The 15,722-nt window shown below is 55.3% G+C and carries 14 protein-coding genes and 1 riboswitch; of the genes, 7 read left to right on the top strand and 7 right to left on the bottom strand.

Translation table 11 applies throughout. The annotated features are described in order from the left end of the window. Positions 1–387 precede the first annotated feature (387 nt). A riboswitch (Glutamine riboswitch) is annotated at positions 388–479 on the top strand. A gap of 33 nt (positions 480–512) precedes the next feature. Continuing rightward, complete coding sequence (locus tag DYY88_RS24280; protein WP_165390129.1) at positions 513–659, top strand: hypothetical protein; 147 nt, start codon at positions 513–515, stop codon at positions 657–659. A 435-nt stretch (positions 660–1,094) separates the two neighbouring features. On the opposite strand, the gene DYY88_RS17020 is transcribed toward DYY88_RS24280, so the two are convergent. After that, positions 1,095–1,256: a family 2 glycosyl transferase gene (locus DYY88_RS17020; protein ID WP_130199491.1), complete on the bottom strand. Its 162-nt coding sequence runs from the start codon at positions 1,254–1,256 to the stop codon at positions 1,095–1,097. A 359-nt stretch (positions 1,257–1,615) separates the two neighbouring features. Between DYY88_RS17020 and DYY88_RS17015 the strand changes: the two genes are divergently transcribed. Beyond that, positions 1,616–2,740: a geranylgeranyl reductase family protein gene (locus tag DYY88_RS17015; RefSeq protein ID WP_039726489.1), complete on the top strand. Its 1,125-nt coding sequence runs from the start codon at positions 1,616–1,618 to the stop codon at positions 2,738–2,740. Positions 2,741–2,869: 129 nt separating this feature from the next. On the opposite strand, the gene DYY88_RS17010 is transcribed toward DYY88_RS17015, so the two are convergent. After that, positions 2,870–3,367, bottom strand: a complete 498-nt coding sequence (locus DYY88_RS17010) for a GNAT family N-acetyltransferase (RefSeq protein WP_039726488.1) — start codon at positions 3,365–3,367, stop codon at positions 2,870–2,872. 416 nt (positions 3,368–3,783) lie between these two features. Here DYY88_RS17010 and dnaK point away from each other — a divergent pair, with 416 nt between their 5' ends. The 3 genes from dnaK to DYY88_RS16995 all read left to right on the top strand — a co-directional run bounded on the left by dnaK (position 3,784) and on the right by DYY88_RS16995 (position 8,294). Further along, positions 3,784–6,330, top strand: coding sequence for a molecular chaperone DnaK (gene dnaK, locus DYY88_RS17005; protein ID WP_039726487.1), 2,547 nt, complete (start codon positions 3,784–3,786; stop codon positions 6,328–6,330). Positions 6,331–6,407: 77 nt separating this feature from the next. Further along, the gene (locus DYY88_RS17000; RefSeq protein ID WP_039726485.1) at positions 6,408–7,394 is read left to right on the top strand and encodes a DnaJ C-terminal domain-containing protein; all 987 of its coding nucleotides are present in this window, start codon (positions 6,408–6,410) and stop codon (positions 7,392–7,394) included. A 126-nt stretch (positions 7,395–7,520) separates the two neighbouring features. Beyond that, complete coding sequence (locus DYY88_RS16995; protein ID WP_039726484.1) at positions 7,521–8,294, top strand: ADP-ribosylglycohydrolase family protein; 774 nt, start codon at positions 7,521–7,523, stop codon at positions 8,292–8,294. Positions 8,295–8,399: 105 nt separating this feature from the next. Here the strand turns inward: DYY88_RS16995 and DYY88_RS16990 are convergent, their stop codons facing one another. Next, positions 8,400–9,158, bottom strand: coding sequence for a tetratricopeptide repeat protein (locus tag DYY88_RS16990; RefSeq protein WP_044151169.1), 759 nt, complete (start codon positions 9,156–9,158; stop codon positions 8,400–8,402). Positions 9,159–9,360: 202 nt separating this feature from the next. Between DYY88_RS16990 and DYY88_RS16985 the strand changes: the two genes are divergently transcribed. Then, positions 9,361–9,966, top strand: a complete 606-nt coding sequence (locus DYY88_RS16985) for a peroxiredoxin (RefSeq protein WP_039726483.1) — start codon at positions 9,361–9,363, stop codon at positions 9,964–9,966. 83 nt (positions 9,967–10,049) lie between these two features. Here the strand turns inward: DYY88_RS16985 and ybaK are convergent, their stop codons facing one another. Beyond that, complete coding sequence (ybaK, locus tag DYY88_RS16980; RefSeq protein WP_039726482.1) at positions 10,050–10,526, bottom strand: Cys-tRNA(Pro) deacylase; 477 nt, start codon at positions 10,524–10,526, stop codon at positions 10,050–10,052. Between the two features lie 364 nt (positions 10,527–10,890). Then, positions 10,891–11,928, bottom strand: coding sequence for an aromatic ring-hydroxylating dioxygenase subunit alpha (locus DYY88_RS16975; RefSeq protein WP_039726481.1), 1,038 nt, complete (start codon positions 11,926–11,928; stop codon positions 10,891–10,893). A 267-nt stretch (positions 11,929–12,195) separates the two neighbouring features. Between DYY88_RS16975 and DYY88_RS16970 the strand changes: the two genes are divergently transcribed. Further along, positions 12,196–14,061 carry an ArsA family ATPase gene (locus tag DYY88_RS16970; RefSeq protein ID WP_242517634.1) on the top strand — a complete coding sequence of 622 codons (1,866 nt, stop codon included), beginning with the start codon at positions 12,196–12,198 and terminating at the stop codon, positions 14,059–14,061. A 190-nt stretch (positions 14,062–14,251) separates the two neighbouring features. Here DYY88_RS16970 and DYY88_RS16965 read toward each other — a convergent pair whose 3' ends face one another. Both DYY88_RS16965 and glyQ read right to left on the bottom strand, forming a co-directional pair. Then, the gene (locus DYY88_RS16965; RefSeq protein ID WP_039726479.1) at positions 14,252–14,734 is read right to left on the bottom strand and encodes a DUF4079 domain-containing protein; all 483 of its coding nucleotides are present in this window, start codon (positions 14,732–14,734) and stop codon (positions 14,252–14,254) included. A gap of 65 nt (positions 14,735–14,799) precedes the next feature. Beyond that, the gene (gene glyQ / locus DYY88_RS16960; protein WP_039729775.1) at positions 14,800–15,687 is read right to left on the bottom strand and encodes a glycine--tRNA ligase subunit alpha; all 888 of its coding nucleotides are present in this window, start codon (positions 15,685–15,687) and stop codon (positions 14,800–14,802) included. Positions 15,688–15,722: the final 35 nt, after the last annotated feature.

Here is a 15,722-nt window from a genome sequence, read left to right as displayed (position 1 = left end):
TGGCCGCTCTCCACCTCTTTCATGCTCTGAGCAAAAGACTGGCAACCCTCATATTTGCGGCAATCAACCATCCGCAACAGATACCAAAGCCGCCTTGAATACCCTCAATCTGTCGGGACGAACGACCGTTCGCCCCGACAAAAGACCGACTTTGATTCGGATTTTTTAAAATTCGGTTCACTTTGACACCGATATCCCAAGTCAGGAGCGCTGCCAGAGTGTCCGTCAACTCAGCAGGCGCGAGCTAATTGGCACTAGGGCAAGTTCAGAAAACGACGGCTGAGATATGACAGCCTTCGGCCAATAAACGCAGTATAAAAGTTTACGTTTAAAAAGATTAGCCCACAAAACAGTTGGGAATAGTAATAATAGAAATACATCAAAAACTTCGTTCATCCTCATTGCCCTCACAGACGTTTATTTTGTTGGATTGATGACGAATGAGGACGGAAGTAGGGATTCTCCCGAAGGAACGCGCCCCCATTAACTAATCGCATTTTGGAGGCGATACCATGATGAGTACTTCATTAGTTCAAGGTTTAGAAATTGTTGCCATCGTTAGCATGATGGCCATCGTTGTTTCTCCCATTCTCTGCTGGATTTTGCCCGATCGCGCCGGCAAGCTGAGCGGTGATGCGCCCACCCGGCAAACCGTTTAGCCACGTTCACAAGCTTGATTTGGTGAAGGCGATCGACCTGAATAGGTCTTGATCAGCCGTCACTCACAGATTGAGTCATTGATTAACAACACCTGCAAGTAACCCGGAGAGCCAGTTAAAGGATTGGTTTTCCGGGTTATTTAGTTGCGATTGGATCAGCCAGCTCAGCGAGGAAATCGTAACGCCTCAACCATGCCCAGCCATTTCTCTCCAATCCTTTTTATATATGGGGGAATTACCGAATTAATCAGAGGGATTTCACGACCCTATTTTATTTCTTTAAACTTTAGACAAGGTTGAATCACTCATGCCAGAGTGCAAAATTAACCTATGCGCGCCACTGTTTACGCAACTTTCGGGCGCGTAACTTGATTAGAAAGAAATGGCATTAGACAGAAATAGATTAACGATCTGCCGCATTCAGCCAGCAGTCAATTAAGCCACGCTGCCAGGGCGTATGGTGTAAGCCTTGTGCATAGGATAGCCATCTTGCGCATAGATGCGATCAACGCAGTTCAAGGCAATATCTAAATCTTTGAAGACTGTCAACACTTCTTCTCTGCCATTGGCATAGAGCACGCATAGTTCCCAAAACATAATCGCCTCCTAAACCCCTGTCATAGACGATGCGGGAGGGTTAGCTAGGTTCGGTCACGCCAACCAATTTCAGCATAGATGGGCCGAGAGGCGCTGTAATCCGCAGGACTATCTACTCTGGGAGCTCTGTAGCAGGCATCGGTATCGCCATTTGCGCACAATCTACAGGGTGCCAGCATGATGCGATCGCGGCCCGATCTCCCTTGTTGCAGCAAGATCCTGAGCCAATGCCGTCTATCAGGTCGCTACGACCCGCCGTCTCTGCCTTCAGTACCAGCGATGAATTGCCCCACAGTCTGCCGGGTAGGGGAGCACATTTCGGTAATGTGGGCTATGTGGGTAAGGGAGGAGTAGACACCGTGACTCAATATGACTGCGTGATCGTGGGCGCCGGGCCAGCAGGCAGTAGCACGGCCTATCATCTTGCCCGACAGGGGGCGACGGTTTTGCTGTTGGAACAAGCCGCCTTGCCCCGACCAAAACCTTGCACGGGCGCATTGTCGCCCCGCGTGGCTGAATGGTTTGACTTTGACTTTGCGCCGGCGTTAGCGAACACAGTGCGCCAGGTGCGCTACACCTGGAAATTGGGAGACGAAATCATCTCTGAGCTAGAAACTCAGGAGCCGATTTGGATTGTGCGTCGCGACACTTTTGACCAATTTTTGGCTGAGCAGGCGATCGCTCAGGGGGCGACCCTACATGACCAGACGCCAGTTGCTGGTGTTGAACAGGTGGATGGTCGGTGGCACATTCACACCTCGCGAGGCACTTATCAGGCCCGTTATCTCGTGGCAGCTGATGGGGCAACTGGACCGATGTCGGGCTGGCTGGGATTAGAGAGTGCCAAACCCCGCGCCGCTGCCGTCTTAGAATTGCCCACTCCACTACCGCCGGATAAAGCCGCGTTGAATTTTGAATTTGGGTTGCTGAAAAGTGGCTGCTTATGGTGCTTTCCCCGCGATCGCGATACGGTCATGGGGGGCGTCACCCTGTTGGGCAAACAGACGCCGAATTTTGAGCAAACGTTTGCGACCTATGCCCAAGATTTTGACCTGACAGGCGGTGACTGCCAAGTGCATCCCGTTCGGCTGTGGGATGGTCATCGCAAGCTGCATACTCAGCAAGCTTTAGTCGTCGGGGAAGCCGCAGCGATTGTTGACCCCCTTTCGGCAGAGGGCATTCGTCACGGCATGTATAGCGGCATGAAAGCGGCAGAGGCGATCGCCGCCGCCCTAGCGGGGGAACCGGATGCCCTGGCGGGCTACACGGCTGCCATGCACGAGTGGGGCGACAACATGCAATGGGCCCAACGCATCGCGAGTGTGTTTTTCCGCGTGCCGGGTCTGGGCTATCGGGTGGGCATTAAGCGCCCAACCATGACCAAGCGCATGGGCCAACTGCTCGCGGGCGAAATCCAATACAGCGACATTGCCAATCGCATTATCAAACGACTCACCACGGGCTTCATTCCCGGTCGCTCTTGAAAACGTCAGGCCATACTAAAGCGACTCAACATCTGCGAAACGTTGCAACTCCTAAGCCGCAAATCACCCACCCACTCATCTACCCACCCACCCACATGACCGGGATATTATTCTTCTGCAGATCGCCGATCAAGTGGACTGGGCCAGATTTTCCAGAGCGTCGCCTGTGACCCGGCAGAGTTGCCACTCGGGTTTGATGACGGCTCCCATGCGTTCGTAAAAGGCGATCGCAGGGCTGTTCCAGTCCAGCACGTTCCACTCTAGTCGGCCACAGCCGCGGGCAACGGCAAGCTGTCCCAAGGCTTGGAGTAGGGCTTTGCCAATGCCCTGGCCGCGATAATCCGGCAGCACAAACAGATCCTCTAAATAAATGCCGGGCTGCATCAAAAATGTGGAGTAGTTGTGGAAAAACAGCGCAAAGCCAACGGGAATTTCACCAACGCGGGCCAGCAAAGCTTCGGCATAGGGGCGATCGCCAAATAAGTGTTGCGCCAAATCATCGGCACTGCCCGTCACCTCATGGGCCAGCTTCTCATAATCGGCGAGGGCCTGAATGAGATCAGCGATCGCCGGCACATCGGCAGGCTGCGCTGGGAGAATGGTCACTAGGGAAGCAGAATCAGTCATAGTCATTAGTCGCTTAAATAGACGCAGATCGTGTTGTGGTCGGGACACCGCCTCTCAAGACAAGGTCACCCCGCCAATACGGTTTTCCACCCCCACCAGTCGAGCCCCCTCGGCAGGGGTCAGGGCCAGTCGCCAAGCGTGAACCGTCTAGGCCGACATGAACCGCTGCAATCGCCAGGATTTTGGTAGCGAACGATCAGTGCAACACGAAAGCACAGGTCTACCATATATATTGTTGTTGTAGGGAAGCGACTCAGAAAATCCTGTGAGCGATCGCGAGAGACGACTTAGCGGTTTCTTCGGTAAAGTTGAGGGGTTATCTGTTGCACGTCATACAGCACAGCCCGCCCAGACACCGCAGGCTGACAGAATATCAAAGCAGTTAGGAACGGGACGAACGAGGAGACACGAGTCGAATGGGTAAAGTTGTTGGTATTGACCTTGGGACAACCAACTCAGTGGTCTCCGTAATGGAGGGCGGCAAGCCCGTTGTCATTGCCAACGCCGAAGGTATGCGGACGACTCCCTCGGTGGTGGCCTTCAGCAAAGACGGTGAGCGCTTAGTGGGGCAGATGGCGCGGCGACAGGCCGTACTGAATCCCCAGAACACGTTTTATGGCGTCAAGCGCTACATGGGGCGTAAATACGGCGAACTCAACGCTGATTCCAAGCGGGTGCCTTACACCATTCGCCGGGGCGACAATAATGAAGTGCGCATTCAGTGTCCCCGATTAGAACGGGAATTTGCGCCGGAAGAAGTTTCAGCGATGATTTTGCGGAAGCTGGCCGAAGAAGCCAGTCGCTATCTGGGGCAACCCGTCACGGGAGCCGTGATCACCGTACCCGCTTATTTCAACGATGCGCAGCGGCAAGCCACCCGCAACGCTGGGCGCATTGCCGGTTTAGAAGTGAAGCGGATTCTTAATGAGCCCACAGCGGCGGCCTTGGCTTACGGTCTCGACCAGCAATATAGCCAGACGGTGCTGGTATTTGACCTCGGCGGCGGTACCTTTGACGTCTCGATTTTAGATGTCGGCGATGGCGTCTTTGAGGTGCGATCAACGGCGGGAGACACTCAACTCGGGGGCACTAACTTTGATAAAAAAGTGGTCGATTGGCTGGCTGATGAGTTTTTGGAAAGAGAGGGCGTGGATTTGCGGCGCGATCGCCAATCGCTACAACGCCTGACGGAAGCCGCCGAAAAAGCCAAAATCGAGCTGTCTGGCGTCAATGTGTCGGAAATCAATCTGCCGTTTATCACCGCCACGGCAGACGGCCCCAAGCATTTGGAAACGTCACTGTCGCGATCGCAGTTTGAAGGTCTGTGTGGCGATCTCCTCAGTCGGCTGCGCGGTCCCCTAAAGCAAGCCCTATCGGACGCTGGGTTAACCCCCGACCAAATCGACGAAGTGGTGCTGGTCGGCGGGGGCAGCCGCATGCCCATGGTGCATGAACTGGTGCGATCGCTCATCCGCCGAGATCCCAACCAAAACGTTAATCCCGATGAAGTCGTCGCTGTCGGTGCCGCGATTCAAGCGGGCATTCTCACCCAAGAGGTGCAAGATATCTTGCTGCTCGATGTCACGCCCCTATCCTTGGGGTTGGAAACCATCGGCGGCGTGATGAAAAAGGTAATTCCTCGGAACACCACCATCCCAGTGCGGCGATCGGACATCTTTTCCACCTCTGAAAATAACCAAACGATGGTGGAAGTCCACGTGCTGCAAGGCGAGCGGGAAATGGCCGCCGACAATAAACCGTTGGGCCGATTCAAACTGATGGGCATTCCCCCCGCGCCGCGCGGCGTCCCGCAGGTGCAAGTGGCTTTTGATATTGATGCCAACGGCATTTTGCAAGTCTCTGCGATGGATCGCACTACTGGACGGGAGCAAAGTCTCACGATCCAGGGTTCCGCCACCCTGAGCGAAGCGGAAGTGCAGCAGATGATCCGCGATGCGGAAGAGTATTCCGAAACAGATCGCCTGAAGCGAGAACAGGTGGAAAAGCGCAACCGCGCCGAAGCGTTGACGTACCAGTCAGAACGGGTGCTGCGGGAAGTCGTGCTTGACTTTGGCATGCAGTTTGCCCGCGATCGCCGTCGTCGGGTCGAGCGACTCATCCAAGAATTACGCGAAGCCTTAGCCAACAACGACGAACGGGGCATCGATATTATTCAATCTGAGCTGCAAGACGAAGTCTACGAGCTGAACCGCGAAGCTTATCTGTACGAAGACGACAGCGAAGAAACCGACTTGCTGGGGCAAATTGGCGGCACTCTCAAGCGCACCTTTATGGGCGACGACAATGAGTTCAATCGCTATGAAGATAGCTGGTCGCGCCGTCCCGCTTGGGAAGATGACGCCTGGAACTACGATCGCCCCCGCTTAACCGGCACCCCGCCGGCGAACGACTACTACAATTCGCCGCCACCGCCCCGCTATCAGCCCGATGCGTATAGCGCGCCGCCGCGTAATGGCGACCCTTATGGCCCCCCACGCAGTAACGCTGACTATGGTGCCCCTCCTAGCCGCGATCCCTATGGCGCTCCGGCAGCTGGCAACAATAATTGGCAAGACCCGCGTCCCTATGAGGGGGGGCAGCAGCCACGTCGTCCGACAGCGCCCCCCCCACAAGGCGGGGGATATGGCCGAGAGCGCCCGCCAAATCCGACTCCGGCACCGCGCTATCCTGAGCAACCGGGCTATGGCAACGATGCCTATCGACCGGCGCCTGATCCCTGGGGCGAACCGGATAATTACGGGGCTCCACGCCCGGCAGCACCCCGCAACGATAACGATTGGAATCGGCCGCCAGCGGGGGGAGCGCCAGCACGGTCGCCCCAAGCGCCCATTCCTCGGGATCCGGCGTCGGCCCGTCCCCGCCGCGACGAGTCTGCCGATCCCCGCCGATCCCCTAGCAACGGCTATGATGACGATTGGGGTGATGATGATGAGTGGTTCTAACCGCATTCATCATCGCTAGCGTTGTATCAGATAAACTTGTCGGCTCATCGTGGTGAGCCAGCGCTTTGATTGCGTCTATGGAAAACTTTCGCAACTATTTTGAAATTTTAGGAGTGGACCAAGATGCGTCAGGGGCCGACATCAAACGCGCCTATCGCCAACAAGCCCGCAAATATCACCCTGACCTGAACCCTGGCGACAAAGCGGCGGAAGAGCAGTTCAAGCTGCTAGGCGAAGCTTACGAAGTGCTTTCTGACCCCGAGCGGCGATCGCAATACGAAGAATACAGCAGCTTTTGGCAGCAAAAAGGCTTTCGGCAGCGGGTCAGCAGCAAGTTTTCCTTCAAAGATATTGACTTTAGCGATCTCGGCGACTTCAACTCTTTTATCGATCAGCTATTGAACCGCCGGGATGAGCCAGCGCGTTCGCCAAATGGTCGAACCGCGCCAGATTCGCGCACCGAACCGCGGCCTGCTTCTCGTCCGGGAACGGCCCGTAATCCGGCGCGGAGCAGTGCTGCTAGTAGCAATCGCCGCGATGCCGAAGCCACCCTGACCGTGCCCCTAGAGCGGGCCTACAGCGGGGGGCAAGAGCGCATTCGCCTAGAGGACGGCCGCACCATTGAAGTGGATATGCCACCGGGCATGGTGACTGGGCAGCGCATTCGCCTTAAAGGCCAGGGCATGGGTGGCGGCAATCTCTACCTGCGCATCGAGGTGCAGCCGCATCCGTTTTTTAAGCTGATTGACAATGATATTTTCTGCCGCATACCGGTGACGCCGAGTGAAGCGGCGGTAGGCAGCAACATCACTGTGCCGACACTGGATGGCCCGGTGCAAATGACTGTGCCCGCTGGCGTACAGGCTGGCAAGCGACTGCGGCTCGCCGGACGGGGCTATCCGGTGGGGCGCGATCGCCGGGGCGACCAGATTATGGAGGTCGATATCGTGATGCCCGCCAAGCTCAGCGATCGCGAGCAAAGGCTGTACCAAGAATTGCGATCGCTCGAGAAATTCAACCCTCGTGCCGATCTGCTGAAATCTTGGCAAGCAGTGCCCCGCTAACCAAATGTCACGTGCATTGTGAAGCCAGCACGTCCAGCAATCGGGGCCGCGGCACCATAATTCATATCCTCAGCTAACCTGTGAGCTAAGGATTGAAAATCGGGTTATAACCGAAGTGAGGAGCCAATGTTAGGGGCGATCGCAGGCGACATGATTGGCTCGGTGTATGAGTTTGATAATCGCCGGAGCAAAGACTTTCCGTTATTCACCGAGGCGACGACCTTTACCGATGACACCATTTTGTCGGTAGCGGTGGCAGACGTTTTGCTGCACGGGGGTGAGTATGCCAAAGCCTTTAAGGATTATTACTGGCGCTACCCCAACCCAACTGGCAGCTATGGTGCCCGCTTTCACCAATGGGCAGCCGCCCCGACACTAACTCCCTATAACAGTTGGGGCAATGGTTCCGCCATGCGCGTGAGCCCGGTCGGATTCGCGAGCACTTCCCTCGAGATGGTACTGCAAGAGGCGGAAAAAACCGCCGCCGTCACTCACAACCACCCCGAAGGTATCAAAGGCGCTCAGGCCACTGCTGCGGCGATCTTTTTGGCCCGGCAAGGCAAAGCCAAGGCCGACATCCGCGAATTTATCACGGAGCAGTTTAGCTACGATTTACACCGCACCGTCGATGAGATTCGACCGACCTACAGCTTTAACGAATCGTGCCAGGGCACCGTGCCCGAAGCGATCGTCGCCTTTCTAGATTCAACCGACTTCGAAGATGCCATCCGCAATGCGGTCTCCCTCGGGGGCGACTCCGACACCCTCACCTGCATCACCGGAGGCATTGCCGAAGCCTTTTACGGCGACATTCCCGAGCACATTCACCAGGCCGTGTGGGAGCGCTTGGACGAGCCATTGAAAAAAGTGGTCGAGGCGTTCCGCGATCGCTACTGCTAACCAGTCCTGCCGACCGGAAATGCCCCGACGCAGCGCCCAAAATACCCACACTATCGCTGTCACCTCCCTCTCAACAAAGCAGCGCAAAGGTGAGTGTGACGGTCCCTAGAGTTGAGTCCGGATTTCCTCTACCTGCTGAATCTGCTCTGCGCTAAACCCCGCCCGCAGCAAATGTTCGAGATGATACGCTTCAGAATAGCGGCCATCGAGTTGTAACGCTTGCCGATAGTTGGCAACCGCAGCGGCTGTATTCTGATCGTTCCAGTGGGCCAGGGCCAGCGCCACCCAGGGGTGGGGGTTGTACGGTTCCAGTTGTGTCGCCTGCTCGGCATGGGCGATCGCCGCCGCCACATCTGGCAGGCGCTGATAGGCCAGGCTGAGGTTGTAGTAAGCAATTTCGTTATCGGCTTTGAGAGTTTTGGCCTGGGTATGGGTGGCGATCGCCGCTGCCAGATCACCTTTGACTAAATAGGCAATGCCCAGCGCATTGAGCCCGGGCACGTGCTCCGGGTCACGAACCAGCCCTTGATTTAGGGTCACAATAGCTGTCTCGCGATCGCCCGCCAAATGTTGCGTCCAGCCCAGCAGCACATAACTGGGCACGTGAGTCGGATCAAGGGCAACAGCCGTTTTAAGCGCCGCGATCGCCCCAACCAAATCGTCTTGTTGTCGTGCAGTAATACCTTGTTGACGGTAAGCAGCAGCCCCACCCGCATCGATGAGAAATTCCGGATAGGCCAGACTTTCCATCACCGTGGGCGACAGTGCCAAGGTCGCTAACAGCGATTGGCGAGCCTCAGTGGGGGCACAAGCCCCCAGATAAGCCGCCCAGAGATAGAGACTGCCAGCAACTGCTAAACGCATCCTTCAACCATCTGATCACCATCCCACCCAGCACTTTACATTGTGACTCTAGTTAACAGCACGTTCTGCCGAATCGGACTACAGTAGACGGGCGGGTATCGCTTGCTATTCCTGATAGCTCAATGCTGATGATCACAGCAGTGGGTTGGGCGATCGCCCCCGCGACACTTTGGCAAAGCATAGTTTGTGAGGATTACCTGAGATGACTACCCCACTAGATGGTTGTCTTCGTGTCGGCCAGTCGGCTCCTGATTTTACTGCGACCGCAGTGGTTGACCAAGAATTCAAAACCATTAAATTGTCGGATTATCGCGGCAAATACGTCATCCTATTTTTTTACCCGCTCGACTTCACGTTTGTCTGCCCCACAGAAGTAGTGGCCTTTAGCGATCGCCACGCCGAGTTTAAAGAACTGAATACCGAAGTGCTGAGTGTCTCAGTTGACAGTGAGTTTGCCCACTTGGCGTGGATTCAGACTGAGCGGAAGCTAGGGGGGGTCGGTGACCTCAACTATCCCCTCATCTCAGATATCAAACGAGAAATTAGCACCGCCTACAACGTGTTAGATCCAGATGCCGGCGTGGCCTTGCGGGGGCTATTCATCATCGATAAAGAGGGCGTCATTCAACACAGCACCGTCAATAATTTGTCGTTTGGCCGCAGCGTCGATGAAACGTTGCGGGTGCTACAAGCGATTCAGCATGTGCAGGCACACCCCGAAGAGGTGTGTCCAGTCGATTGGCAACCCGGTGGTAAAACTATGAACGCTGACCCAGACAAGTCGAAGGACTTTTTTGCCACCGTTTAGAGCGGAGATAACGTCCTCTGAGCAGTGGCGCAAGTATGCACGCGCGCCACATCCCCACCGCCTCTGAACCGCATCCGCAGCGCTCAGCAGAGCTTGTGAGTAATCGCGCCAATAGTGCCCTGAACGGTAATTTGATACGTCGTGGGGGAAACCATCAGCATGTGTCCCCGCTTGCCCGCAGACACCGCAATGCTATTAAACTGGGTCGCAGAAATATCGAGAAATACCGGATAGGGCTTTTTACTGCCGAGCGCCGTCACCCCTCCGCGAATATATCCTGTCAGGCTTTGAACTTCTTTAAGCGGAACGGTTTCGACCTTTTTGTTGTCTGACATCTTGGCTAAAGCCTTGAGGTCGAGGCGGGCATTGGCCGGAATTACCGCAAAACACACGCCGCTGCAATCACCCCTCACCACCAACGTTTTGAAGACTTGCTCGTAGGGTAGCCCTAACTTGTCTGCGGCCCGCTCTGCTGCTAAATCCTGCGGGTCAACATCATAAGTCAGCAACTCGTAAGGCACTTGTTGTTGTTCAAGGATTCTAGCGGCGTTGGTTTTCATAAAGCTGCGAACTCTCTGAGAAAGGCGCGAAAATAGAAAATTAGCCGTTCTGCTCTAAGGGTAACTCTGAAGTTTTATCCTCCCAAACGAGAATAACAAAGTTTGCTGAAATCGTCGTCGCCCTAAAGTATTGTCTCTATTTAGCAACTTAACTATTTGATTTGATTGTCAGAATAACGGCCCCTGAGGTGCCCTGACCAAAGCCAAATCAGCATTCATCCATAATGCTACAACGCGCATCGACGAGACATCTCTCAACAATGCCAAGGCCCCAAGGCAAATGACCGAGAGGGGCGGTATGGCCAACCAGAGGGTATGTTAGTGCGATCGCTTCCCTTGTTCACAATGGCAACTCAGCAGTGCACTAAGCCGTGAACGAGTGGCCGAGCCCCAGCTCCTTCAACCGTTTGCGAAAGGTAATGGAACTCTTATCACCAGCGATGTGGATTTCATCAGATAGCTTGAGAGGCAAATCCTCCGGCCATTGCTCTTGCACGATCGCCTTATCCTCGGCGAACACCTGATGGTTAAAATCGAGGGTGTCTTGCAGCGGGGCATCTTTGTCGAAGTTGCGGCAAATCGGACAAAACACTCGCGTCTTGCGGGCCGATACGGGAGATGCCGCGTTGAGAATATGCAACATCCCGTTGGGAAAGGTGACCGATAGCTTAGCCGTAAACGGCAAGAACACCTCAAACAGTCGTCGCCACTGAAAGTCTGGCGGTGCTAGATGCTTCATGCCGTGAGGATAGTTGCTAACGGTGCTGATGTAATCGGCTTTGAAGCCCGCCGGGGTCAGCTCAACCGGGTAGTCGGGCACTTCAGGATTATCGCTTTCGCCAAAGGACTTGACGTGAATAAACGCAAAGTGGCCCACATCCAGGAACCCCTCGACCTGCCGCCCAGCCGCAGCCTCGAGCTCAACTTTATCGGGAATCACCTGAAGATAATCCGGGTCGTCCCACTCTGCCATTTCGGGAAAGTGCACAGGGCCGTTATCGACTAGCCGGACCCAAACGAGACCGTATTGTTCTCGCACTGGATAAGTCGTTAGCTTGAGTCGTTTGGGAATGGCCGCGTTCGGTTCTGCCGGGATGCAGACACACTGCCCGGCACCGTCATATTGCACCCCGTGATAAGGACACACCAGGCGATCGCCCTCAATCCACCCTTGACTCAGCGGGGCCCCACGATGCAGACACAAATCTCGCGCCGCCGTCACCGTCCCATCGGGCGTGCGGTAAAGGACTAACCGCTCATCTAACAGTCGCGTCCCGTAGGGCTTTTCGGTCGTAATTTCTGTCGAAAACGCGACCGGATACCAGAACGGGGCCAAGGCTTGCCAATCGCTAGGAGTAAAGGTGCAATTGCGAGGCAGCGAAAGGTCAGGGGCGGCAACCATGCAATGAACTCCTGAACTAATTACGATAAAGACACAACGTGTCCTAAACGGTACTCTGCTGTCAGCATCGGTGTTTGTATCAGAGGGTACGCGGACAGGGAGGTAAGCCAGTCGTGGCCGTGATTTGAGCCGACGCTCTCGTACCCCAGAGCCAACATCTGCAACTTCAACAATTTGTAGAGATTGTTGCCGTAGTCGCTGCCACCGCAAGAAAGTTGGGCATGCTGAAAGCAAAGACGTCAGCGCAGCACACTTTAGATGAACTTGATGGAATTACCGCAACTGACGCTCGTGAGCGGCAAAGGGGGGGTGGGTAAAACGACCTTTGCCTGCGCGATCGCCCTTGACCAGGCCCAAACCAACACAGATGAAACCGTGTTGCTGCTATCGACCGATCCGGCTCATTCGCTGGGAGATGTGTTGCTGCTGCCAGTGGATGATGAAGCGCGATCGCATCCCGACCTGCCCAATTTACGCATCCGCGCTTTGGATGCTGAACGCTTGCTCGCGATCTTTAAAGCCGATTATGGTCATGTGCTCGAAACGCTGGTAGAACGCGGCAGCTTTGTCGAAAATGATGACCTGTCTCCCGTGTGGGACATGGATTGGCCTGGCCTGAATGAGCTCATGGGCCTGCTGGAAATTCAGCGCATTTTGCGGGCGGGCGAGGCCGATCGCGTGGTGGTCGATATGGCCCCCAGCGGTCATACCCTCAACCTGTTTGGCCTGATGGATTTTTTGGATACGCTGCTGGCGTCATTGCGACTCTTTCAAGACAAGCATCGCTACATGATCGAGTCCCTATCGGGGCGTTATGAGCAGGATGACGCCGACACGTTTTTGGATGATATGACAGCGGATTTGGCCGCCGGGCGATCGCAGCTACAAGACCCGCACCGCACCGCCTGCTGGGTCGTTGCCATTCCCGAACCGCTCAGCCTGCACGAAACCGAACGCTTTGTTGAAGCGCTGAGCGAGTTGCAGATTCCCCTGGGGGGTATCTTGGTTAACCGGCTGACGGGCAGCGCCCCCCAGCGACACCAGCTGGAGCAGTTTGCCCAAATCACCGCAGCCGATACTTTGGTAGGCTTGCCGCTACAGGCACAAGAACCCGTCGGACGAGCAGCACTACAAACGTTATTGACTGGTCTTGCGCCCACTGAGGTGTGGCAAGATCCTCAAATTCAGACGCAGCCTTTGGCTTGGCCCGAACCGGTGTCGCCGGGACTCCCTGATTTCATCACTGAGGGGCGACGACTCGTGATTTTGGGAGGCAAAGGTGGCGTCGGCAAAACTACCGTGGCTGCAGCGATCGCGTGGGGCCAAGCCCAGCAACATCCCAACGCTAACGTCCGCGTGATGTCCATTGACCCGGCCCATTCCCTCGGTGACGTGTTAGAGACGCCATTGTCGAATGAAGCGATCGCTATTACCGAGAACCTCACCGCCCAAGAAGTAGATGCGGACGTGGTGCTAGAACAGTTTCGCGATGACTACCTGTGGGAACTGGCGGAAATGATGAGCGGCGACACGGGTGACGATCGCCTGCAGCTTGCCTATGGACCCGAAGCCTGGCGGCAAATCGTCGCCCAAGCCCTGCCTGGAATTGATGAAATGCTCTCCCTAATCACCGTGATTGACCTGCTGGAGCAGGATCAAGAGCAGCTCATCATACTGGACACGGCTCCCACAGGACACTTGCTGCGCTTTTTAGAAATGCCCACAGCGCTAGGCGACTGGCTCGCCTGGATTTTCAAACTGTGGATCAAGTATCAAGACGTGGTGGGCCGGACTGAATTAATGAGTCGCCTGCGCGGTCTACGCAAGCAAGTGATGAACGCGCAAAAGCGACTGACCGATCCGGCCCATACTGAATTCATTGGCGTAGTACAAAATCAGTCGGCAATTTTGGCTGAGGCGACCCGGCTCACAGCAACCCTGAATGACATGTCAGTGCCCCAGTACTACATCGTCCACAACCGTTATGCCCCAGGCCAAGACTTACCGCCGAATACGTTCCCCGAACAAACGGTGATCCGCCTGCCTGACTTGCCCGATAGCGTTCATCCCCAGATGCAAGTTGCCGGGGCGTCGCAACTACTCTTCGCGAAGTCCCCCGCCTTGGTGCGGTGAGTAGGGAGGGGACACGGCAGCGAAGACGCTTCCTTTAACCGGAAACGATATCTATCAGCTGATTTCGCCAGGAAATGTCCCCTCACAGGTTTACGCTTGGCCACGAATCCGAGGGGCAAGATTGTTCTCCTTGGAGTCATGATGTTCATCAAGACGCTGACCTTCTAGCCCCCGACGAACAGCGTGGCGCTTAAATCGACAATCCCAGCTTCACACCCAAAGCCGCATGCACAAATAGCACCACCATGGCGATCGTGCCAATGTAAGCATGAGCCGTTCGCAAAGCTGGCTTACCGCCACCAAACTTCGACGCTGAAATTGCGCCATTCACCCCCAACACGCCCAGCGCTGCTGAGCCAGTCCAAAAGTGCGCACTGTGGAGAATCGGATGACCTTGCATGACGAGGGACAAAATGCCGCCCGTATACCCTAGTGCAATGAATAGCGACATCATCGGGGCCAGCTTTTTGTGGTCAGACAAGGCTTTGGCTCGCACCGGCACTTCTTCAGCCTTACGGCCTTTCCAACCAACCGCTGCGGTATAAATTCCCAACACGAAAATGACGATGCCCATCATCAATGGGTGGCCCCAGTGAACAATCGGCTCTGGCATATTGAAGCCGGCGAACCAGTCGGCAATCGGCTGCAGCCAAACAGTGAGTTGATCAGCCACGACAAATCTCCTTTCTGCGACATGTTGACGTCGTTACATCTCTCAACATGCCACATCAGTGGGCGTTACGCAGCCTTTTCCGCCGATTCTTTGAGCAGGGGAAAGCCGAGGGCTTCGCGTTGGTCGTAATAGAGTTGCGCGACTTTACGAGCCAGGCCCCGCACTTGGCGAATGTAGCGGGTGCGCTCCGTCACCGAAATCACGCCCCGAGCATCCAACAAGTTAAAGGTGTGAGAGCACTTCAGCACGTAGTCGTAGCTGGGCAAGACTAGCCCTTTTTCCATCAGCTGTTCTGCCTCTTGCTGATACAAGTTGAAGAGGGTGAACAACAGGTCTGGATTCGACTCGTCGAAATTGTACTTGGAATGCTCGATCTCGCCCTGCATATGCACATCGCCGTAGGTCAGGGTGTCATTCCACTGAATTTTGGCGATCGCATCCACCTCTTGCAGATACATCGTCAGCCGTTCCAAACCATAGGTCAGCTCAATGGAAACAGGGCGACAGTCAATGCCACCGCATTGCTGAAAATAGGTAAACTGCGTAATTTCCATACCGTCGAGCCAGACCTCCCAACCGACCCCCCAAGCACCGACGGCGGCATCTTCCCAGTTGTCTTCCACAAAGCGGATATCGTGATCTTCGGGTTTAATCCCCAAAGCCCGCAACGAGTCTAGATAAACGTCTTGGATATTGGGCGGCGACGGCTTAATTAACACCTGATATTGGTAGTAGTGCTGGTAGCGATTAGGATTTTCGCCGTAGCGGCCATCAGCAGGGCGACGACAGGGTTCTGCGTAGGCCACCGACCAAGGCTCCGGCCCGATCGCTCGCAAAAACGTATGGGGACTCTTGGTGCCCGCCCCTTTTTCCGTATCGTAGGGCTGCACAATCAAGCAGCCTTGATTGCTCCAAAACTCATGCAAAGTTGTGATGACCGATTGAAAATGCACGTCGCTCTCTCCCCAGGCGTGACCGCAAATCTCCA

This window comes from Leptolyngbya iicbica LK (genome assembly GCF_004212215.1).
In the GTDB taxonomy this organism is placed as follows: Bacteria; Cyanobacteriota; Cyanobacteriia; order Phormidesmidales; family Phormidesmidaceae; genus Halomicronema; species Halomicronema iicbica.
Note: the sequence above shows the minus strand (reverse complement) of the source record. Positions and strands in the feature narration are given on the sequence as shown.